The organism is Chryseobacterium oryctis, assembly GCF_025971925.1.
GTDB classification, from domain to species: Bacteria; Bacteroidota; Bacteroidia; order Flavobacteriales; family Weeksellaceae; genus Chryseobacterium; species Chryseobacterium oryctis.
Map to the genome: position 1 here is coordinate 512,345 of NZ_JAPDHV010000003.1, position 20,992 is coordinate 533,336.

20 protein-coding genes are annotated in these 20,992 nt (G+C 32.1%); 8 read left to right on the forward strand and 12 right to left on the reverse strand.

Features of this window, described 5'->3' with window-relative positions; translation table 11 throughout:
• Positions 1-262: 262 nt before the first annotated feature.
• From OH806_RS09355 to OH806_RS09380, 6 genes are all read right to left on the reverse strand, one after another.
• Positions 263-1,042, reverse strand: coding sequence for a hypothetical protein (locus OH806_RS09355; RefSeq protein ID WP_264743406.1), 780 nt, complete (start codon positions 1,040-1,042; stop codon positions 263-265).
• Complete coding sequence (locus OH806_RS09360) at positions 1,042-1,974, reverse strand: hypothetical protein (protein WP_264743407.1); 933 nt, start codon at positions 1,972-1,974, stop codon at positions 1,042-1,044. Before OH806_RS09360 ends, OH806_RS09355 begins: the two co-directional genes overlap by 1 nt.
• A gap of 9 nt (positions 1,975-1,983) precedes the next feature.
• The gene (locus OH806_RS09365; protein ID WP_264743408.1) at positions 1,984-4,314 is read right to left on the reverse strand and encodes a M23 family metallopeptidase; all 2,331 of its coding nucleotides are present in this window, start codon (positions 4,312-4,314) and stop codon (positions 1,984-1,986) included.
• A gap of 22 nt (positions 4,315-4,336) precedes the next feature.
• Complete coding sequence (locus OH806_RS09370) at positions 4,337-5,149, reverse strand: DUF4280 and LysM peptidoglycan-binding domain-containing protein (RefSeq protein ID WP_264743409.1); 813 nt, start codon at positions 5,147-5,149, stop codon at positions 4,337-4,339.
• 14 nt (positions 5,150-5,163) lie between these two features.
• Positions 5,164-6,237, reverse strand: coding sequence for a LysM peptidoglycan-binding domain-containing protein (locus OH806_RS09375; protein WP_264743410.1), 1,074 nt, complete (start codon positions 6,235-6,237; stop codon positions 5,164-5,166).
• 112 nt (positions 6,238-6,349) lie between these two features.
• Positions 6,350-7,189, reverse strand: coding sequence for an alpha/beta hydrolase family protein (locus OH806_RS09380; protein WP_264743411.1), 840 nt, complete (start codon positions 7,187-7,189; stop codon positions 6,350-6,352).
• A gap of 71 nt (positions 7,190-7,260) precedes the next feature.
• Between OH806_RS09380 and OH806_RS09385 the strand changes: the two genes are divergently transcribed.
• The gene (locus OH806_RS09385) at positions 7,261-8,034 is read left to right on the forward strand and encodes a HipA family kinase (RefSeq protein ID WP_264743477.1); all 774 of its coding nucleotides are present in this window, start codon (positions 7,261-7,263) and stop codon (positions 8,032-8,034) included.
• Positions 8,021-8,404, forward strand: coding sequence for a DUF3037 domain-containing protein (locus tag OH806_RS09390; protein WP_264743412.1), 384 nt, complete (start codon positions 8,021-8,023; stop codon positions 8,402-8,404). The genes OH806_RS09385 and OH806_RS09390 overlap by 14 nt, the downstream gene beginning before the upstream one ends.
• 23 nt (positions 8,405-8,427) lie before the next feature.
• On the opposite strand, the gene OH806_RS09395 is transcribed toward OH806_RS09390, so the two are convergent.
• Genes OH806_RS09395 through OH806_RS09405 form a run of 3 tightly spaced genes read right to left on the reverse strand, consistent with a single transcriptional unit; the run spans position 8,428 to position 11,698 of the window.
• Positions 8,428-8,925, reverse strand: a complete 498-nt coding sequence (locus OH806_RS09395; protein ID WP_264743413.1) for a TlpA family protein disulfide reductase — start codon at positions 8,923-8,925, stop codon at positions 8,428-8,430.
• 1 nt (position 8,926) lies between these two features.
• Positions 8,927-9,361, reverse strand: a complete 435-nt coding sequence (locus OH806_RS09400; protein WP_264743414.1) for a rhodanese-like domain-containing protein — start codon at positions 9,359-9,361, stop codon at positions 8,927-8,929.
• A 3-nt stretch (positions 9,362-9,364) separates the two neighbouring features.
• Positions 9,365-11,698 (reverse strand): ATP-dependent helicase, encoded by a 2,334-nt coding sequence (locus tag OH806_RS09405; RefSeq protein WP_264743415.1) that lies wholly within the window; start codon positions 11,696-11,698, stop codon positions 9,365-9,367.
• Positions 11,699-11,923: 225 nt separating this feature from the next.
• On the opposite strand from OH806_RS09405, the gene OH806_RS09410 reads away from it, so the two are divergent.
• The 3 genes from OH806_RS09410 to secG all read left to right on the forward strand — a co-directional run bounded on the left by OH806_RS09410 (position 11,924) and on the right by secG (position 15,776).
• The gene (locus OH806_RS09410; protein WP_264743416.1) at positions 11,924-13,237 is read left to right on the forward strand and encodes a M16 family metallopeptidase; all 1,314 of its coding nucleotides are present in this window, start codon (positions 11,924-11,926) and stop codon (positions 13,235-13,237) included.
• A 49-nt stretch (positions 13,238-13,286) separates the two neighbouring features.
• Entirely contained in the window at positions 13,287-15,320 is a 2,034-nt protein-coding gene (locus tag OH806_RS09415; protein WP_264743417.1) for a M16 family metallopeptidase, read from the forward strand.
• A gap of 123 nt (positions 15,321-15,443) precedes the next feature.
• Complete coding sequence (gene secG, locus OH806_RS09420) at positions 15,444-15,776, forward strand: preprotein translocase subunit SecG (protein ID WP_264743418.1); 333 nt, start codon at positions 15,444-15,446, stop codon at positions 15,774-15,776.
• A gap of 51 nt (positions 15,777-15,827) precedes the next feature.
• Here secG and OH806_RS09425 read toward each other — a convergent pair whose 3' ends face one another.
• From OH806_RS09425 to recR, 3 genes are read right to left on the reverse strand one after another with little or no spacing between them, the layout of a single operon-like run.
• Positions 15,828-16,661: a glycosyltransferase family 2 protein gene (locus OH806_RS09425; RefSeq protein ID WP_264743419.1), complete on the reverse strand. Its 834-nt coding sequence runs from the start codon at positions 16,659-16,661 to the stop codon at positions 15,828-15,830.
• 12 nt (positions 16,662-16,673) lie between these two features.
• Positions 16,674-17,486, reverse strand: a complete 813-nt coding sequence (locus OH806_RS09430) for a glycosyltransferase family 2 protein (protein ID WP_264743420.1) — start codon at positions 17,484-17,486, stop codon at positions 16,674-16,676.
• Between the two features lie 18 nt (positions 17,487-17,504).
• The gene (recR, locus tag OH806_RS09435; RefSeq protein WP_264743421.1) at positions 17,505-18,119 is read right to left on the reverse strand and encodes a recombination mediator RecR; all 615 of its coding nucleotides are present in this window, start codon (positions 18,117-18,119) and stop codon (positions 17,505-17,507) included.
• A 160-nt stretch (positions 18,120-18,279) separates the two neighbouring features.
• On the opposite strand from recR, the gene OH806_RS09440 reads away from it, so the two are divergent.
• From OH806_RS09440 to OH806_RS09450, 3 genes are all read left to right on the forward strand, one after another.
• Complete coding sequence (locus OH806_RS09440) at positions 18,280-18,885, forward strand: LURP-one-related/scramblase family protein (protein WP_264743422.1); 606 nt, start codon at positions 18,280-18,282, stop codon at positions 18,883-18,885.
• A 16-nt stretch (positions 18,886-18,901) separates the two neighbouring features.
• Positions 18,902-19,393, forward strand: a complete 492-nt coding sequence (locus OH806_RS09445; protein WP_264743423.1) for a hypothetical protein — start codon at positions 18,902-18,904, stop codon at positions 19,391-19,393.
• Positions 19,394-19,477: 84 nt separating this feature from the next.
• A complete protein-coding gene (locus OH806_RS09450) occupies positions 19,478-20,920 on the forward strand; it encodes an aminoacyl-histidine dipeptidase (protein ID WP_264743424.1) in 1,443 nt (480 codons plus the stop codon).
• Positions 20,921-20,992 lie beyond the last annotated feature (72 nt).

A 20,992-nucleotide genomic window follows, 5' to 3' on the forward strand; every position in this document is an offset into this window, starting at 1 on the left:
CATGCATAAATGTTTTTTCCTTTAGTTGCAAATAGATCCAAGCCTACATGATCAGAACCATTTCTTGTTTGTCCAAATAATCCCTAATTCTTCAGCTACCGAGAAAACATTACCTCGTTATTCACCTAAAGATACTGCTTGATTCTTAAACTCTAAACTGTAATTTTTTCTGATCTTTTTCATACTCTTAAAGGTAAAGAGTATAAGAATTGTGTCCTAACAAAGTTAGAATCTCCAATATTTTTTTTCGATTTTTTATAATCTATTTTATTAAATCAATTACATTATTATTAATCATTCTATTATAATCTCCTTCAAAAAGACCATTTTCATATTTTTTATAATAATTAATATTCTCGGTCGAAAATTCATAAATTAAATTATCTCCTTTTTCGTAATATTTTCCATCAAAATAGTTAGGATAGTTTTTATAATCAGAATCATTTTTGATGACATATTTATTGGGTATTTCAACAAGAATATTTCCGTTAGATTCATATAAATTTAGTATTTCAGAGTAACTTATACTAGATTCTTCATATTCAGGTTTCCAGTACATAGCTCTTTGCCCTAAAGGGTATAATATTTTATTTTTATACATGTAAAGTTTCCAACCAAAATGATTTTCACCATTTATTGGAAAAAAAAATATATAATCTTTAAGGGTTGCTGATTTGAAAATTATAGGGGATGATGTTTCTAAATCTTCATTATTAATTTTTCTGATTATGGCTTTATCAATATCTTTAAAAGTAAATGAAATAAGTTCATACCTATTTTTATCATTTCCCTCAAAAATTGTATTTGAGACTTTAAAATTTTCACAATTTAAATTATAATTTGGAATATCTTGAATTTCCTGTATACAATTTATTTTTGATAATTTAATTGGAGCTTTTACAGCATATCGCCTATTTGAAATTCTATTATCTACTGAGGTTTTACCTATTTCTATACTCTTTTTTTCTTCTTTATTCTGTCCTTGGCAGAAAATAAAAGAATAGCTGAAAAGTAATAATAGTATTATATTTAAGTTTTTCATTACTCTTTTTTAAGTTCTTGCCAATCTTTGTTTATAAATCTTTTACTTTTGATGTAATACTTACTGTTCTCAAATTTTATATAAAAGTCATCTCTGTCATCTTGGTCACATTTTCCTCTTGCATGGATAATATTTCCATCTTTTTTTAAATTATAATCTCCTTCACACCAATAATCTTCGGAATGTTTTGCTCCAATACTTAAAATAGCAGAGTTATCACTACTAATATTTATATAATAACTTAAATTAAATTCTTCATTATTAAAATCACTAATTGCTTTAGTTGTAATTTCATAATCCCCTTTCCATTTTACTTTCTCGAATAAATTTTTATTTTCATCCTTTTTATCAATGAAGCTCTTTGAAAAGTCTTTAATACCAAATTTAAATGTATTTTCAAGGTCTAAATTTTCTTCTGATAATAACTCAATAGGAATAGGACAATTAATTATTTTTGTATCAATAGGAATAGATTTTACTTTAATATTTTTATCTAGTTCAAAATTTTTGATTATCTTGAAGTAAGAATTGTTTTCGTTATAATTACCGACTGAAAGTCCTTTTCTATTGTTTGAAAAAATAACATTTAAAGAATAAATTTCATTTTCTTTTACTTGTAATGTATCACGTAAAAAATTGTTTTTATCAAAAAATAAAAGATAATATTTTTTATTTCCTGATCTTTCATGGACAACAATGTCCTTAACGTTGTAGTCAGGAAATGATGTTCCAACATAGTCTGGTTCAAAATATGTTGCATCCTGTATGTGAAAAAGATCATTCAATGTTTTTGAATGATAAAATTCCTCATTTACAATTTCTTTATCAATTTCTAATTTTTTATCAATTAATCCTTGAGATTGATATTTACAACTAATTAATAAAAATAAAATAGTGTGTAGAAATAATATTTTTTTTATTTGTTTGCTCATAATTGAAATCTATTTTTTAAAATAATGTGGTTTTTTAGCTGCTTCATCTTGATCTTTTGTGTCATAAGAATTTAGTTTTACAAACCTTGCTGGATTAGTTCTATATTGTCGTCCTTCAGTAAATGGATCAAGAACAGTTGCTATTTCCATATGTAAGTGAGGAGCTCTTCCCCCACTTGCTATAGAACCACTAACCCCAGCGTAACCTAAAACCGTTCCAGCCTCAACTTCTCTTTTGTTTCTAGCATCATTTTCTGTAAAAGATACACTGTCAAGATGCATATAAATTAGATATACATTATCACTTTCTTTTATGTCCCTTCCTTTCCATTCATCCGCATATTGCAATTTATAATTAACTTTTTTTTCTTGTTCTAAAAGATCTTTTACATTTTGAATTTTTATTCTTACAATCCATCCTGCATTTGCAGAATATCTAACTTCGTATATATTTCCTTTTAAGCATGAGTAAACTTTGTCTTTGCCTGGAATTGCAAAAAAATCAAATCCTCCATGATACTTTTTTTCACCTTTCTTAGTTCTTCTACACTCTCCATATGTTCCACTAGAAGGTTTTATATTTCCATCAAAGTTATATTTTGTTAACCTTGGATTTTCAACTGGATTATGCCATTTATTATTTTCTTTTTCTTCAGTCTTTTTTTCATCTAGGATATTGCAAGTGTAATTTTTAACTAAAAATTCCTTTCCCTCTTTCAAACTTTCATGAAGTCTTTCTAAAATTTCAGATCGTTGAATTTTATTATCTGATTTGTAAATACCTGTACTTTTAGTATCAACACTTTGATTTGCATTATAATTTTTTGTATTTGTTTTTTCTTTATCAGTTTTAGGGTTGTCATATTTTTGATATAAAACATAGTCATCTGATTTCCCAACTCCAATTGGTGCAAATACTTTCAAATAAATATCTTCTGGTGATTTAATATTATTTTTTGATGGTTCAAAATATTTTTTAACCTTATCTAATTGTTTAATCTCACCCATTTTTGCATAGCTTAATTTTAATTTGTTAAGTTCATCAAATCTCTCTTCAATGGATAAATTTGGATTACTTTTATATTCATTCAAATTGTTTTGTAAAGCATCTTGAGTAAACTGTATTAGACCTACTGCACGTGAAGATTTTCTATTTCCATCTTTCCAAAAGTCTTGTATGGTCATTTCATTCGGATTTTTATATGACCTCCATCCTTCCAGTTGTTGGGCTTTAAAACTCCCTCTAGTTTCAACAGCCATCACTGCCATTAATCCATTAGCCATCTCCATTTTTCTACTTTCTCCCCAAAGTTCAGCACAAATTTGTACAACCTTCTTTCTGAACTCACAGCTTACTTTTCCACCCCAAACTAAATCTTTATATTGTTCTTTACATATACATGTTGTAGTCGTTTTTTGTGCAGGAACGCTTTTCACCATCGCCGGACTTTTCGTTTTCTCAGGCGTTTCAAAAGCACCTACAACAGCATCTATCACAAAGTTGATGGATTTTGCTACCAAGCTTTCGTCCTTTTTGGGAGACGGAGCAGGTTTTGATGTTTGAGCAGGTTTTGTTGGAGTAGAAGTTGACTTAGGTTTAGGTTGTTCTTTTTTGTAATCTGGGTTTATGACATCTACATTCGTTTGGTTGGCATTTAATATTTTGCCATCATAACTTGCTGTTACATAAAACTCATGATATTGCCCTTCGTCTTTGTCGCCTTTCATCATCATTTTGTTGGCTACTTGCCTCAATACTTTTTGGTCTGCTGCTAACGAAATTACTGCTTCGGCGATGCCGTCTATATTTACTCTTGCAGGATAGGCTTTGTTGTGACGGTTGTTTTTATTAATCTCAGCATTATGTCCACCTTTGGGTGCATCATCTTCCCATAAATGAAAATTGATGGTTTTATTGAACATTCCTACACAATACGCTCTTGCAATTAATCGGTCGGTATAACTCGCTTTGTTCACGTCTCTTGCTCCACGATTAAATAAAACCACTTGGGTAATCTTGGGTTCTTTGCTGGATTTGGGTACTACAATGAGTTCTCCCATTTTATGGATTTCATTCTTCTGCGTGAGAATATTTTTGGTTTCTTTATAGGCTTCTATCACAAATTGTTCACCTATCACTGCTTCACCAAATTTAAAAGGTGTAGATAATCCTGTTTTTTGTGGTTCTTTAGTAATATCTTTCCAGGTTCCTTTTACTTTCTTTTTTATGCGCCATTTGTATTTTGGGGCTGTATTTGAAAAAGTCAATCCTAAACTAGAATCAACCAATGTGTAATATTCGTCTTTGCCAACGATGGGATTTGGGTTTCCGTTAATCATTTTGTGTTTTTTAGTTAAAGGTTTATTCGTAGTCGTATAAATAAGTTTCGTCTATTTCCTCTTTAAACTCATCAAAATTCATAATAGGATTATAGATTTGTTGTTCTTGCGAGTTGGCATTCATCACATGAGATTTCCCTGTTTCACTTTGTTGCCCATGTTTTAAGATGGTAATCTTTCCGCCTGTGGTACAAATCAACTCCGAGATTTCTGTCAAGCAACTTTTGCCCATCACCTTTACTTTCTCATAGGTTTTAGTCCATTTTCCTGAAGGAGCATAAGCGCAAGGCAAATATCCTCCCGAAGAAGGCTTTAGTTTGCAATTTCCGAACGGCATTGCAGGAGGATCGAATGTTAAATCATCTTCCGTCACGGCAAGGTAATCGGCTTGTCCGTCGGCGTCGTTCCAATAATGTTTTTGATGAGAGGTTACCTTAAATTTTGGAAACTTGAATCCCTGATTGCATTGGCACATTCCTTTCTGAATTACGAAATATTTTCCGTCGTGTTCGCTAGAGCTGTCTTCAGTTTGTTGTTTCTTCTCCTTATCTTCTTTCTTTTCCTCTTCTTTGGATTCTTCCTTTTGTTCTTCTGACGTTTCTTCTACTTCATTATCGCTGTCATTCACACAATCGGTGATTTCCTCTTCTTCTTTCAAATATTTAGAATCTTCGGGAATCAAAAGTTCTTTCCCGGGAATTGGTTCACGACCCAAAAGGTCTTCTAACGCACAGTAGATATTATGATAGGAACGGAGAGTCTGCCCATCTTTCACGCCGAATTGCTCGGCAATAGAGTCTAGAGTATCTCCTTTTTTTACGAGATATTTTTTCATCAAAGTTGGTGTTTTTATTCTTCTACTAATGTACTAAATTTTCTTATTTTCTTTTCTTCTTTTTCTGTAAGTGTCAAATCATGTTTAAGATACAGTTCTTCCTGATGCAAAAGAATAATACTTGCTTCTATTTTTTTCAATCGTTTGGTTTCTTTAGAGGTAGTATATCGTAGTTCTATTTCACCTGTTATTGTGTTTTCCGATGGTTCTTCGAGTTTCACTCCCTTCAACAATTCCTGTAAACTGCAATCATCTTCTATTTTTCCACCAATGAAAATTTCTACATCATCAGAACTTTCAAAATTATGTTCCGTATGAAAACGACACTTTACAGAAAACGAGTTAGGAATTACATAAAATTTCCCTTCCCATTCTTTTTGCCTTCTGAACCAATCCATCTCTGGAAACAAAACCTGATAAAGCAATGACGAACAAAATTGTTTCAGCAAATACTCCTCATTCTTGATACTTGTGCCAAACTTATCAATATAATTTTTGTTAATCTCACCCACAAAAAAACTCTCAAGGTCTGGTCTTTTGCTTTCAAATTTTTTAACAAGAGCCTGATAATCATAAAAGCCTTTTATCTTTCCTTGAGCAGGAACTGAAAACGCAACAGGAGATATACTTTCCATACAAGCCAAAGAAAGCATACTTATTTTATCATCTGGCGATTCATCCTGTTTTTCAAATTCTGAAGTTTTCATTTCAACAACAAAACCTTTATCCTTTAATTCTTGAGACTTAATAGAAACTAAATAATTAACTTTTAAATCTTCTTTCCCCGCTTGTTCAAACCGTTCACTTGCTTCATAATTGTAGGCATAAAAATCTTTATTCAAATACACAGAAGGAAGATTACTTCTTGCCGATATTTGCTTTTGATTTTCTTTAAATTCTGCAATTTTCTCACGAGGAGGAAGCATAATTTCGTGAATTCCTATAAGATTGGTTCCTATAAGGTTTTTCAAATCACAATACGTGTTGTGATATCTTTTTAGATATTCCGTCGATATCCCCAACTGTTCTGCCACAGATTCTAAAGTATCTCCAGCTTTTACTTGATATGTAGATATGCTGATGCTCATATATTTTTATATATTTTTATCTATTTTTATTTACAGAAAAAAGTTTCTCTTTCTAAGACCATATAAAAACTCATCCATAATAACATTTTAAAATGAAGGCAAAATACAATTGTTATATTCTGCTTTTTATAAAATCGATGCATTTTTTTACTACGATCTCCAAATCTTTTGGTAAAATATTATCTTCCCAGGGTTCTTTAGCTCCAAAAGTATGATTGGCATTCTCAATCAAAAATAATTCTGAACTGGGATTTAAAAGATGTAGATGTTCTGCACATTTATCACTTACGGCTTCATCATTTGTTCCGTGAACTATCAAAAAATGAGCTTTTAGCATTTCCGTTGCTCTTTCAACATCAAAACGCTCTTTATTATTTTCAAAATCTTCATAAAACTGATAATAATGAGGCATTTCCTGTTTTGTTCTCCCATTGATAACATAATAAACGCCTTCTTTTTTCCAGTTTTCTAATACTTCTCCTTGTGGAAAACGCTCTAATGTATCGACACTTGCCAAAGTAATCAGTCCATTAATTCGTTCATCTTCATAAGTTTTCACAATGGAAATCCCGCCTCCTCTACTGTGCCCTAAAAGAATAATTTTCTGATTATCAACTTTTGGGTTTTCAATAAAATAATCAATAACCAATCCCAAATCAAAAAGTTCTTTAGAGTAATTATTATTACCAAAAGCTTCTAAATCATCAAAATTATTTGGTTCTTCAACAGTTGTTCCGTTGTGTGAAAAATTGAACTTAACGAAGAAAAAACCTGCTTCTGCAAATCTTTCAGCCATCAAATTCCACGCACCCCAATCTTTATAACCTTTATAGCCATGTACAAAAATAATCAGAGGAAGTTTTTCTTCCGTTTCAGGATAAAATGCATCAGCTAGAAACCTACGGGTATTCTGATTAATAATGACAATATTTTTATCTTTTTTTATTTCCATTTTCAAAATTTAATCTATTTAAAAATATTAATTTTATGGTTAAAGACAAACTAAAATCCTATTTTTGCTCTATGTTGGATTTAAGAACAGTAACTGTAATGCGTTACATTCTGCCTTTAAGAGAAGGTGGTTCACTTCCTGCTTTAGCTGAAGCAGATGATGATTTTAAATATGTTTTAAAATTCCGAGGTGCAGGTCATGGTGTAAAAATGTTGATATCAGAACTTTTAGGTGGTAAAATAACCGAAATTTTAGGTTTAAAAATCCCTGAACTGGTTTTTGCCAATCTTGATGTTGATTTTGGGAGAACTGAAGCTGATGAGGAAATTCAGGATTTATTAAAAAATTCCGAAGGGCTAAATCTGGGATTACATTATCTTTCAGGTTCAATCACATACGATCCGAATGTAAAAATTGATTCTTTTCTGGCTTCAAAAATTGTTTGGTTAGATGCTTTTATCACGAATATCGACAGAACCTTTAAGAACACTAATCTTCTGATGTGGAATAAAGAATTGTGGGTGATTGACAACGGCGCTTCGTTTTATTTTCATCATTCATGGCAAAATTTTGACACTGCGGCAAAAACTCCTTTCAAATATGTAAAAGACCATGTTTTACTTCCTCAGGCAAGTATGCTTGATGAAGCAGATAGATTTGCTAAAGGAGTTTTAAACAATGATACTTTCAGAGAGATTGTCAATTTAATTCCTGAAGATTGGCTGCACTGGAATGATGCAGACGAAACCCCGGACGAAATACGAGAAATCTATTTCAACTTCCTGAAAACCCGATTAGAAAATTCTGAAATCTTTTTAAACGAAGCCAAAAATGCAAGAGGATAAAATTTACGAATACGCTGTAATACGTTTAGTTCCGAAGGTTGAAAGAGAAGAATTTTTCAACATTGGCTTGGTAATGTTTTCTAAAAAAGAAAAATACATTCGCGTAGAATTTCACTTATGCCCTGATAAATTTAAGTTGATGTATAATAAGCTGGATTATGATGATATTATTCAGAACCTTGAAAGTTTCAAAAATATTGCTAACGGAAGCAAAAATAGCGGCCCAATTGCTCAACTAGAAATTCCTGAGCGTTTTCGTTGGTTAACTGCCGTAAGAAGTTCGGTTATACAAACCTCAAGACCTCATCCCGGAAAATCCAAAGATTTAGATACAACTTTCAACAAACTTTTCGAAGATTTGGTAAAATAAAAAAGACTGCTAAAAACAGTCTTTTATTTTTTAAATTGAGATTCTAAAAATTTCTCTAAATCTTTTCCGTGTAAATTTTTTGCAATTACTTTTCCTTCTTTATCAATAATCAGATTAAAGGGTAATTCCTGAATAAAATAAGCTTTGGCAATAGGGCTTTTCCAAAATTTAAGGTCACTTACCTGCGTCCAGTTAATTTGAGCTTTGTTAACGGCTTTTTCCCAATTTTCTTTAGATTTATCCAAAGAAATCCCGATAATATCAAACTTACCTTCTTGTACTTCCTGACTATATTTTTGGTAAATTTCTTTTAGTTCAGGTTGTTCTAAGACACAAGGAGCGCACCAGGAAGCCCAAAAATCTAAGAGAACTACCTCTTTCTTCACTTCTGAAAGTACAAAACTTTCATTTTGAATAGTATTTGCTGAAATCTCAGGAACTTTGGAACCAATTTCCAAATTCTGTGCATTTATTTCAGAACCCAGAAAAAGTAATGAAAAAATGATAAAAAAAACTTTCATATTAATCTTCGGTAGGATAATCTTTATCTATCCAATCTGTTTTTATATTATTGGGTACATTAAGAAGTTTAGCATTTTTATACCCTAAACTCATCAACGTTTTAAAAGCTGGTCGAATATTCGGACATCTCGAAAAAGGACAACATCCACAATAAATCACCACTTCCTTATCCTTTTTTACATTTTTGAGATAAGACTTTAATTTTTCAACATTTCCTTTATCATTGGTCGGACCAATATTTACAGAACCTTTGATTACAGCATCCGGACCTATCGATAAAATCAGCATTTTTTTAGCCTGATTTTTCTCAATTAAAGAAGCCAATGTTTTAGTTTCCATCAGTTGAGAAGGTTTCCATAATTCCTCTATAATCTGAGCCTTAACCATTATGGCTAAACATATTACAAGTCCGAAAGCGAACGTTAATTTTTTCATTAATTAGATTTTTGTAAGTTTTGCAAATTTTAAAATAAGATTCTTTTCTCCTTCATGTTGAAAGATGACTTTTGCTTTAATATTTTGAGGGTCGGTTCCGTCAAGGAAAGTAACTTCTCCAATCCCAAATCTGTCGTGTCTCACTCTGTCTCCCACTTCAATATCCTGAGAAGAAGCTCCACTTGGATTTATAATTTTTGCCGTAGCAACAGGTTTTAACTTTCTAGGCTCAGTGATAGGCTTAGAACTATCACTTTTTGTAATTGATTTCTTTTCAACTTTCTTGAAACTCCTCATTTCGGAAGGATGTTCATCAAAAATATTGGATTTCAATCCTGCATTGTTGATAAAACGTTTTTCAATAGCCGGATTTACAAATTCGATATATTCTTCATCAATTTCACTTAAAAACCTTGAAGGTTCTGCGTCTGTAATTTTCCCCCATTGAAAACGAGAAACGGCGTAAGAGAAAAATGCTTGTTTCTCAGCCCTTGTTAAAGCAACATAAAATAACCTTCTTTCTTCCTCCAAATCTTCTCGTGTAGCTGAACTCATAAAGCTAGGAAAAAGATTTTCCTCCAACCCAACTAAATGAACCACTGGAAATTCAAGACCTTTAGAAAGGTGAATTGTCATTAAAGAAACCATATCACTTTCATCATCTTTATCCTGAGTATCAGCTGAAAGGGCAATATTTTCAAGAAAGTTCGGTAAGCTTGGGTCTCCGTCTTCCAACTGCATCTGCTCTTCGATGAACCCCTGCATCGAGTTCATCAATTCCTGAACGTTTTCTACACGGGAAATTCCTTCCGGAGTTTGGTCGTCTTTTAAGAACTTAATTAAACCACTTCTTTTGGCAACTTCCATCGCAACATTATAAGCTGTTTCAGTTTTTAGTAATACCTGAAACGCCTTTATCATCGACCAGAAATCATTCAATTTATTCAGAACACCGTTATTGAAACCTAGTTGAGGAGCATAAAACGGAAGATTATCCAATACTTTTGAAACAGATAAATTTTGAGAATCTGCAAAAACAATTAATTTATTTTGAGTCGTTTCACCTATTCCTCTTGTGGGATAATTAATGATTCTCATTAAAGCTTCAGAATCATTTTCATTCACCAAAAGTCGAAGATAGCCTAATAAATCTTTAACTTCTTTTCTTTGGTAGAAAGACAAACCTCCGTATACCTTGTACGGAATATTTTTACGTCTCAAAGCATCTTCAAAAGCACGAGTTTGAGAGTTTGTTCTATATAAAATTGCAAAATCGCTATACTTCCTTTGTTCTCTGTTTCTTATTTCCCAAATATTTCCGGCAACAAAATTTGCTTCGTCTGCATCCGACAATGAACGATAAACTTTTATTTTCTCGCCTTCTTCGTTTTCACTAAAAACATTTTTCTTGAACTGTTGAAGGTTTTTAGCGATTACAACATTCGCTGCATTTACAATATTTTGCGTTGAGCGGTAATTTTGTTCCAAAGAAACGGTTACTGCATCCGGATAATCTTTTTTGAAATTTAAAATATTATAAATATTCGCTCCTCGGAAAGAATAAATAGACTGCGCATCATCCCCTACCACACAAATATTTTCAAATTTTGAAGCTAATGCTTTTACAATAAGATACTGAGAGTGGTTAGTATCCTGATACTCATCTACCAAAATATACCTGAATCTATCCTGATATTTTGCCAAAACCTCAGGAAAACGAGTTAATAATTCATTAGTTTTCAACAACAAATCATCAAAATCCATTGACCCATTCTTGAAGCATTGTTCTACATATCTTTGATAAATCTGCCCGATAAATTTCATGTTAGCTTTTTCATCAGCTTCCATTAACTCAGGATTATTGTAATAAGCCTTAACTGTAATCAGATTGTTTTTGTAGGTAGAAATTCTCGCCTGAACTTTTTTGGGTTTGTATAAATCTGCATCAATATTCATGTCTTTCAACACTTTTTTGATGACGTTTAATGCATCTTGCTGATCGTATATCGTAAAATTGGAAGGATAGCCCAGATAATGAGCTTCACTTCTTAAAATTCTTGCAAAAACAGAGTGAAAAGTACCCATCCAAAGACTTCTTGCATTGCTTTGTCCTACTACTTTTGCAATACGCTCTTTCATTTCACGAGCTGCTTTATTGGTAAAAGTAAGTGCTAAAATATTGAAAGGATCAACTCCGTTGGTAATCAAATGAGCAATTCGCATCGTCAATACACGCGTTTTCCCAGAACCAGCTCCGGCAAGTACCATCAATGGTCCCTGTAATGTGGTAACGGCTTCAAATTGTGATTCATTAAGTCCTTTCAGATAATCCTCCATGCTGCAAAAAATTTTCGAAACACAAAATTAGTGTATTATAAGGAGAATTCAAATTTTAGAAAATTCATGATTATAAAATCTTCACTTTCAAAACTCACTATCAATCATAAAATACAATAGTTTTTACTTTTCTATATTATACATAAAATAACAATGATAAACTTCATTAAAAAATGTAACAAATAGTATATCTTAGAGACTTATTATATAAACAATTTCTATTTTATGAAAAAACGACTTCTTTCTGTTGCAGCAGCAGCTTTCTTCGGAATGGCTCTAAATGCACAGCAAATCAAATTCGAAGAATATGATCTTCCAAATGGCTTACATGTAATTCTTCACCAAGATAATTCGGCACCGGTAGTTACAACAGGTGTAATGTACCATGTAGGTGCAAAAGATGAAGTAAAAGGAAGAACGGGTTTTGCTCATTTTTTTGAGCATCTTTTATTTGAAGGAACACCCAACATTAAAAGAGGTGAATGGATGAAAATTGTATCTTCAAACGGAGGTCAAAACAATGCCAATACTACAAACGACAGAACTTATTATTATGAAACTTTTCCTTCAAACAACGAGCAATTGGGACTTTGGATGGAAGCTGAAAGAATGCGTCATGCTGTAATCAACCAAATTGGAGTTGACACACAAAGAGAGGTTGTGAAAGAGGAAAAAAGAATGAGAATGGATAACCAACCTTATGGAAACTTATTCTCAACTATTCAGAAAAATTTGTTCACAAATCACCCATACAACTGGCCTACAATTGGGTCGATGGAAGATTTGAATGCAGCTAAACTAGATGAGTTTACTGCATTCTACAAAAAGTATTACGTTCCGAATAATGCTACATTAGTAGTTGCTGGAGATATAAAACCTGAACAAACTAAAAAATGGATTCAGGAATATTACGGAGGAATTCCAAAAGGAACTGTTTATCCAAAAAACTTCCCTAAAGATGCTCCTATTACTCAGGAAAAAGAAGTAACGGCTACAGATCCGAACATTCAGCTTCCTGCTTATGTTTTTGCATACAGAACTCCTGGAAATAAAGAAAAAGATGCTTATATTTTAGATATGTTATCTTCTTACCTAAGTAGTGGAAAGTCTTCAGTTCTATATAAAAAATTAGTAGATCAGGAGAAAAAAGCTCTTCAGGTACAGGCTTTCAACCAAGGTTTAGAAGATTATGGTATTTTTGCATTCTTCGCAATCCCGATGGGACAAACTTCAAAACAAACATTGCAATCTGACATTGATGCTGAAATCAAAAAACTACAAACAACTTTAATTTCTCAGGAAGATTATCAAAAACTTCAAAATCAATTTGAGAATCAGTTTGTAAATTCAAATTCAAGCATTCAAGGTATTGCTGCTTCATTAGCTACAAATCACGTATTGATGGGAGATACAAACCTTATTAATAAAGAAATTGATATTTACAGATCAATTACAAGAGAAGATCTTCAAAATGCTGCTAAAAAGTATCTTAATCCTAACCAAAGAGTAATCATCAACTACGTTCCTGAAAAGAAATAATTAGTAACGTGTAAGTTATAAAATGATTATTAAAAACAATTATTTACAAATGAAAAAGCAATTAACATATATAGCTGCAGCATTTTTCTTTACAGGAATGATCTCTGCACAAAAAATTGATCTTAATGCAATGCCAAAACCAGGACCGACTCCTGCTATCAACATTGCTAAACCCAAAACCTTCCAACTAAGTAACGGTCTTACTGTAATGGTTGTAGAAAACAACAAATTACCAAGAGTAAGTGCAAATCTTTCTATGGACAGACCTCCTTATTATGAAGGAAACATAACAGGAGTAAGCCAAATTATGGCTGACCAATTGGAAAACGGAACTACAACTATAAGTAAAGACGAATTCAATAAAAAAATAGATTATTTAGGGGCAAATCTTAATTTCTCTTCTGGCGGTGCTTTTGCTAACTCTCTTTCAAAATATTTTCCGGAGGTGTTAAGCCTAATGGCTGATGCTATCGTAAATCCTAAATTCTCTGCAGAAGAGATTCAAAATTCTAAAGAAAGAGCCATTGAAGGTTTAAAAACTGAAGAAAAAAGTGCTTCAGCAATCGCTGACAAAGTTTCTAGAGCTTTGATGTATGGAAAAAATACTTCGAGAGGAGAATTTGAAACAGTTGAATCTATCAACAAAATTCAATTATCAGACGTACAAAACGTTTATAAAAAATATTATGCTCCAGACAATGCATATTTAGTGATTGTTGGTGACGTGAAATTTGAGCAGGTAAAACCATTAATTGAAAAAGCATTCAGTGGATGGAAAAAGGCAAATACACCTGTTACACCTTTAGAACCGGTAAGTAATGTTGCAAAAACCGAAATCAATGTAGTTGATGTTCCTACTGCAGTACAATCTGTTATTTCATTAAGCAACCTGACTACTCTAAAAATGAAAGACCCCAACTACTTCCCTGCGACTATAGCAAACTATATTCTTGGAGGAGGTAGCGAAGCAAGACTTTTCATGAATCTTCGTGAGAAAAACGGATTTACTTATGGAGCTTACTCAAGTATGGTCGCAAGTAAATATTCTCCTGAATTTTCGGCTGAAGCAAGCGTAAGAAACGAGGTTACAGATAAAGCTGTAAAAGAATTCATGAATGAACTTAATGCTATTTCTACTGTGAAACCAGAAGAATTGGAGAATGCAAAAGCTAAACTGAAAGGTTCTTTCATCATGTCATTAGAAAAACCAGAAACTATTGCAAGATTTGCTTTAAATCAAAAAGTACAAGATTTGCCATCTGATTTTTATACAAACTATTTAAAATCTATCGACAAAGTAACTATTTCCGATGTTTCAAATGCTGTAAAGTCAACTATTTTACCAAACCAAAGTAGAATCTTTATTGCTGGAAAAGCTTCTGACATTTCTGAAGGTTTAGAAAAGCTAGGTTATCCGGTAAAATATTTTGACAAAGAAGCAAATCCTGTAGCTAAACCAACGGCACAAAAAGTTGATGCTAGTGTAAGTGTAGCTTCTATAGCAGACAAGTATATTAATGCAATTGGAGGCGTAGCTGCTCTTCAAAAAATCACTTCTATTTCTACTGATGCAACTACAAAAGTTCAGGGAATGGATATGAGCATGAAAATGATCCAAGCTAAAGGAGGAAAAATGGCAATGAACATTAGTATGATGGGAAATACAGTTCAAAAAATTGCTTTTGACGGAAAAGATGGATATATGGAAGTTCAAGGTCAGAAAAAAGCATTTGATGACAAACAAAAAGCTAACATGGCAAAAGAAACAGAACTTTTCCCAGAATTAGCTTTTGCAAAAAATCCTGAAATAAAATTAGCAGGAATCGAAAAATACAACAATGAAGATTCTTATGTAATAAAAGGTGATAAAACAACTTATTATTACAGTGTAAAAACGGGATTAAAAACCGGAGAAGTTAAAACTGCAGAACAAGGTTCAATCCCAACAAGCTATGCTGATTACAAAGATGTATCCGGAGTGAAATTCCCTTTCACAATCATCCAAAATATGGGAGGAATGGAAATTAACTTAGCTGTACAATCTTACGTGTTAAATCAGGCTAAAGATTCTGATTTTAAATAAAAACAGTTTATTTTCAGATAAAAAACGGCAACAAATGTTGCCGTTTTTATTTTTACTTCAATCTTTTTTTGTCATTCAGTAAAAAAAGATTAAATTTGCCCATTCAAAAAGATATCAGAATTAATGGATACTATATTTACACTATTGATGGTTCTTATTATGATTGCTAGCGTTTTACTGGTAATCGTTGTTATGGCTCAAAATCCTAAAGGAGGAGGCCTTTCAAGTACTTTTGGAGGTGCTTCTTCAGCACAGTTTGGAGTACAAAGAACCAATGATTTCATGGAAAAAGCAACATGGACTTTAGGAGGAGTTATTATTGTTCTTATCATCCTAAGTGTTGTAATCACCGGAAAACCATCACAAGCTGCACCAACAGCTCAGCCTGTTAAGAAAGAAGCTCCTGCACAATCTACAGCTCCAGCTTCTACAACTACTCCGGCTCCAACTAAATAAGACTTTAAACTTTATTTAAAAATATAAGCAGCTCACATTTGAGTTGCTTTTTTATTTTAATTTCAATTTCTCTATTGTATGTCTTAGTTTTAAACCTGCTTTTAAAAATGAGTATTGAATAGGCTTTGAATCTTTATAATATTTATTAATAAAAATTTGCATTGCACCATAAAAACGTTCCAAATAAACCTCATTTTTTATCGTACTTTCTCCCTTGTGATGAAGAATTGATTCTTTTCCGTAATAATAATTTTGATAACCATTCTTTAATAATGTATAGCATAAATCAATATCTTCGCCATACATAAAATAAGCATCATCTAGACCACCAACTTTTTCATAAACATCCTTTTTCACCAGCAAAAAAGCTCCGGTAATCACGTCTACTTCAGCAATATCAAACTCATCTATATCGCTTCTATAATAAGATTTTGAACTATTTTTCTTAAAATTAACAAAAAGTTTTTCAAAAGAGTTAAACATATCCGGAATCGACCTTTTACTCTCTGGTAAAAACACTCCGTTTGCATCATGCATTCTTACTCCAAGACATCCGAAATTTGCTTTAGAATCTGCAAAATCCAGAATATCCTTAATATAAAAACCCTCGATTTCCGTATCCGGATTTAACAGCAGAAGATATTCTCCCTTGGCTGTTTTTATTGCTTTATTATTGGCTTTTGAAAAACCCTCATTCTTTTCTGAAGAGATAAATTTAAATTCAGGAAACTCAGAAATAAGACTTCTCCAAGAAGTATCAGTTGAGGAATTATCAACAACAATCACCTCATAATGAACCTCTTTAACATACTTACAAATAGATAAAAGACAGTTTTTAAGTAATTGAGTTACATTATAATTAACGATAATGATTGACAACTTCATGGTTAATCTCCTTTATTTTTGAGTATTTTTCTGGTTATAGTAAAATGTTCTAATTAACAAAAATAAGTATTTAGCTTTATAAAAAAACTTAAGAAAAACATATTGAATAAAATTAATATACTTTAAATTATACATTTCTTTAATATTTTGTTGAAAGCCACTCTCCATTGCAGATAGATTAGCTGAAAGTCCGGAAACTCCAAAAGTTCTTTTTCCACCATCTGCTATTAACAGATTTTCATTAAGAATATACATTCTGTTATTTCGAGAGACTTTCATCCAATAATTCAAATCCTCTGCATACCTTTGGTTTTTATTAAAATATCCTGTATTTTCTAAAACTTTCCTCTTAAATATAACTGTTGAAGGCTGTGCCTCATTTCTCAATAAAAGCTTTTTAAATGTAATCTGAGCAAGATTATTTATTACTTTATAAGGAAATAGAATTTCATTGTTATTTCTTCTAGTCGCCAAAAAATCAATATTCAAATCATTATTTTGGAGATATTTAAGTTGTTTTTCGGTTTTTTGAGGTAACCATTCATCATCAGCATCTAATAATGCAATAAAATCTCCTTCTGCTATTCTCAAACCTGCATTTCTAGCCTCAGAAACTCCCTTATTTGATTGTTTCAATAATCGAATACTCATTTCTGGATTTTCCTTGATATAATCTTCAACAATCTCCTTACTTCTATCTGTAGAACCATCATTAATAATAATAATCTCAAATTTTTCTATTCCAACAGTTTGTGCCTTAATAGAATTTAAGGCATTAATAACCGTTTTTTCGGCATTATACATCGGAATAATTACTGAAATCATTAAAATATATATGAAAGGTTAAGCTCCGCCTTCGTTATAAGGTAATCTATTCATAATAGACCTTCCTAAAGAAATCTCGTCGGCATATTCAAGTTCATCGCCTACAGAAATTCCTCGAGCAATACTTGAGAAATTCACGTTATAATTTTTAAATTTTTTGTAAATGTAATAAGCTGTCGTATCTCCTTCCATTGTTGCACTTAATGCAAAAATAAGCTCTTTCACCCGTCCTTTATTCAGCTTCTTTTCAATACTCGGAATATTCAATTGATGTGGACCGACACCTTCCATCGGAGAAATTTTCCCACCCAAAATCAAATATTTTCCTGTATATTTTCCTGTATTCTCGATTGCAATAACATCTCTTACGTCTTCCACAATGCAAATCAGCTCATCACTCCTCTTTTCGTTACTGCAAATTTCACAAATATCAAAATCTGAAAAATTATGACATTCCTTGCAATACTTTATTTCATTAACAAGGTTTATTACAGAATTCCCAAGGCTTATCGCTCTGGAATTAGGTTGTTTTAATAAATGTAATGCTAAACGCAAAGCTGTTTTCCTGCCAATTCCAGGCAATCCCGAAATTTCATCTACTGCTTTAGCCAAAACTTTACTTGGATAATCCATAAATACAAAAATAAGGATTATAGTTGTAAATATTATCTAGCAGCTTGTAAAACATAGCAGATTCCTATGGATTTAACAGAACCTGATGACATTAATTATTGTGAAAACTCTGAAAAATAAGTTATCTTTGAACAGCTAAATATTAACTTGAAAAAACTAAATGGTACTCAACAACCTAAACTATCCGCTAGATTTCAAATTTAAAATCACAACATTATCCAGTGATTTCAACATTACCGACAAAAACGGAAACTATGTAGCTTACGTTCGTCAGAAAATGTTTAAATTAAAAGAAGATGTTATTGTTTTTAATGACGAAAGTAAATCAAAAGAACTTTTCAGAATCAAAGCCAACAAATGGATTGATTTTAACGCATCTTATTCTTTAAATGATTTAATTGAAAATAAAAATTTCGGAAGACTAGCAAGAAAAGGAATGCGTTCTCTATGGAAGGCAAGTTATGACATTTTAGATGCTAATGACCAACCAAAATTTAAAGTGCAGGAAGATAGCGCATGGGTAAGGTTTTGGGACAGTTTTGTAGGTGAAATTCCAATTATAGGTATGTTCACAGGATATTTCCTAAACCCTTCCTACACAGTAACAGGCATTGACGGAAAGGCTTATTTTAAACTTAAGAAAATGCCGTCTTTCTTCGGAAGAAGATTCCAGCTTGACAGATTAATCGATATTGATGACGAAGAAGAAAGTTTGGTCATTCTTTCACTATTAATGATGACTCTTTTAGAAAGAGCAAGAGGATAAAAATCAACAACAAACAATGAAATATTTAATCATTTTCTTTTCAGCTTTATTATTCGTTGCATGTAAAAAAGATAAAGAAACAATCTTTGCTTCTGAAACAAAGGACTCTTTAACCATTGTTCAAGATTCAGCAGCAACAGAAAGCTCTTCATCAAAAATATTAGTCGAAAACTTTCCTTTCCCGACAGAAATAAAAGAATGTTCATGCTATTTTGCCAGAAACAAAGCAGATTTCGAAAGCGAAAAATATATTTATGCTGATGATGCAGGAAAGACAGCCTATATGAAACTTGACGGTAAAAGACTCGCCCTGAATCTCATTGCTTCAAGTGATATGGAAGTTGAAGATGAACTAAGCAAAGAAATAGAAAATAACGATTACAAAATCTCTGTAAAAGGTAAGAAAATAAAAGGAGAAGAAGCCTTATTATTTGAAGGTGCCTTAACTATCGAAAAACCAGATGGCACTACTCTAACAATACCTATTTATGGGGAATGTGGATGTTAAATTATAATTAAAAAGAAATAAAAGAATGCTTCAGAATTATCGGAAGCATTTTTTATTTTGTAATTTTGGTAAAAATAAAATTTTATGCCGTTATCTAATATAGAACCGCAAATTATCTGGAAAAATTTCTCCAAATTAAATGCTGTTCCTAGACCATCAAAAAAAGAGGAAAAAGTAATTGCTTTCATCAAAGAATTTGGTGAAAATCTGGGGTTGGAAACATCTGTTGATAAAGTTGGAAATGTTATCATCAAAAAACCAGCTACCGCAGGAATGGAAAACCGTAAATCAGTAGTTTTACAATCACATTTAGACATGGTTTGCCAAAAAAACAATGACGTAGATTTTGATTTCGAAACAGAAGGAATCAAAATGGAAGTTGTTGGAGATTGGGTAAAGGCAAAAGGTACAACTTTAGGAGCCGACAATGGTTTAGGCGTTGCAACAATTATGTCTATTTTAGAAAGTTCAGACATTCCTCACCCTGCTTTGGAAGCACTTTTCACTATTGACGAAGAAACAGGAATGACAGGAGCTTTAGGCTTACAATCAGGACAATTATCTGGTGATATTTTATTAAATCTTGATACAGAAGAAGATGATGAAATTGATATAGGTTGTGCAGGAGGTGTAGATGTTACCATCACTCAAACTTATCCTACTGAATCTTCTAACGGAGAAATCGTAAAAATTGAAGTAAAAGGTCTTCAGGGAGGTCACTCAGGAATGGATATTCATAAAGGTTTTGGGAATGCTAATATTATCCTAGGAAGACTTCTGTATATTGGTCTTGAAAATCAAAAAATTCAATTAATTTCTATTGATGGAGGCGGATTGAGAAATGCGATTCCTAGAGAAGCTGCAGCTATATTCTCTGTTAAAAATGCAGATGAATTCATTAATGAAGTAAGTAATCTAAAAAAAGAAATTTTAGAAGAATTTGCAACAATAGAATCTAATCTTCAAATTAATATTGAAAAGACAGCATCTTCCGATAACGCAATTTCTGAAGCTGATTCAAAGAAAATTATTCTTACTTTAAAATCTCTTCACAACGGCGTTTACAGAATGAGTCCGGATGTAAAAGACCTTGTGGAATCATCTAACAATATTGCAAGAGTTGAATTAAAGAACGGAGATTTAAAAATCCTAAATCTTTCTCGTTCTTCTGTTGACTCTTCCAAAAATTCGGTTGCAGAACAACTAAAATCTGTAGCAGACTTAGCAGGAATGAATACTGTATTCAGTGGTTCATATCCAGGATGGAAACCAAAACCTGGTTCTGAAATCGTGCAGCTAATGGAAAAAATTTACACTGAAAAATTTGGAGAGAAACCTCATGTTGTAGCTTGTCACGCAGGTTTAGAATGTGGAATTATCGGAGCTAATTACCCTGAAATGGAAATGGTAAGTTTCGGACCAACCATCAGAGGAGCTCACTCTCCTGATGAAAAAGCCAACATTCCATCTGCTCAAAAATTCTGGGCTTTCCTAAAAGATATTTTAGCGAATATTCCTCAAAAATAAACAGATAAATTCTTTATATTACATATCCAAAATCCTAGGGTTTTGGATATTTTTTTCAATTTAAAATCCAAT

What these genes read in the sequence shown, in the direction of transcription:
- secG (WP_264743418.1), top strand. Translation starts at nt 15,444, where the DNA reads ATGGATACTATATTTACACTATTGATGGTTCTTATTATGATTGCTAGC.
- OH806_RS09395 (WP_264743413.1), bottom strand. Translation starts at nt 8,925, where the DNA reads ATGAAAGTTTTTTTTATCATTTTTTCATTACTTTTTCTGGGTTCTGAA.
- OH806_RS09405 (WP_264743415.1), bottom strand. Translation starts at nt 11,698, where the DNA reads ATGGAGGATTATCTGAAAGGACTTAATGAATCACAATTTGAAGCCGTT.
- OH806_RS09410 (WP_264743416.1), top strand. Translation starts at nt 11,924, where the DNA reads ATGAAAAAACGACTTCTTTCTGTTGCAGCAGCAGCTTTCTTCGGAATG.
- OH806_RS09400 (WP_264743414.1), bottom strand. Translation starts at nt 9,361, where the DNA reads ATGAAAAAATTAACGTTCGCTTTCGGACTTGTAATATGTTTAGCCATA.
- recR (WP_264743421.1), bottom strand. Translation starts at nt 18,119, where the DNA reads ATGGATTATCCAAGTAAAGTTTTGGCTAAAGCAGTAGATGAAATTTCG.
- OH806_RS09360 (WP_264743407.1), bottom strand. Translation starts at nt 1,974, where the DNA reads ATGAGCAAACAAATAAAAAAAATATTATTTCTACACACTATTTTATTT.
- OH806_RS09375 (WP_264743410.1), bottom strand. Translation starts at nt 6,237, where the DNA reads ATGAGCATCAGCATATCTACATATCAAGTAAAAGCTGGAGATACTTTA.
- OH806_RS09425 (WP_264743419.1), bottom strand. Translation starts at nt 16,661, where the DNA reads ATGAAGTTGTCAATCATTATCGTTAATTATAATGTAACTCAATTACTT.
- OH806_RS09365 (WP_264743408.1), bottom strand. Translation starts at nt 4,314, where the DNA reads ATGATTAACGGAAACCCAAATCCCATCGTTGGCAAAGACGAATATTAC.
- OH806_RS09390 (WP_264743412.1), top strand. Translation starts at nt 8,021, where the DNA reads ATGCAAGAGGATAAAATTTACGAATACGCTGTAATACGTTTAGTTCCG.
- OH806_RS09450 (WP_264743424.1), top strand. Translation starts at nt 19,478, where the DNA reads ATGCCGTTATCTAATATAGAACCGCAAATTATCTGGAAAAATTTCTCC.
- OH806_RS09415 (WP_264743417.1), top strand. Translation starts at nt 13,287, where the DNA reads ATGAAAAAGCAATTAACATATATAGCTGCAGCATTTTTCTTTACAGGA.
- OH806_RS09445 (WP_264743423.1), top strand. Translation starts at nt 18,902, where the DNA reads ATGAAATATTTAATCATTTTCTTTTCAGCTTTATTATTCGTTGCATGT.
- OH806_RS09355 (WP_264743406.1), bottom strand. Translation starts at nt 1,042, where the DNA reads ATGAAAAACTTAAATATAATACTATTATTACTTTTCAGCTATTCTTTT.
- OH806_RS09385 (WP_264743477.1), top strand. Translation starts at nt 7,261, where the DNA reads ATGTTGGATTTAAGAACAGTAACTGTAATGCGTTACATTCTGCCTTTA.
- OH806_RS09370 (WP_264743409.1), bottom strand. Translation starts at nt 5,149, where the DNA reads ATGAAAAAATATCTCGTAAAAAAAGGAGATACTCTAGACTCTATTGCC.
- OH806_RS09430 (WP_264743420.1), bottom strand. Translation starts at nt 17,486, where the DNA reads ATGATTTCAGTAATTATTCCGATGTATAATGCCGAAAAAACGGTTATT.
- OH806_RS09440 (WP_264743422.1), top strand. Translation starts at nt 18,280, where the DNA reads ATGGTACTCAACAACCTAAACTATCCGCTAGATTTCAAATTTAAAATC.
- OH806_RS09380 (WP_264743411.1), bottom strand. Translation starts at nt 7,189, where the DNA reads ATGGAAATAAAAAAAGATAAAAATATTGTCATTATTAATCAGAATACC.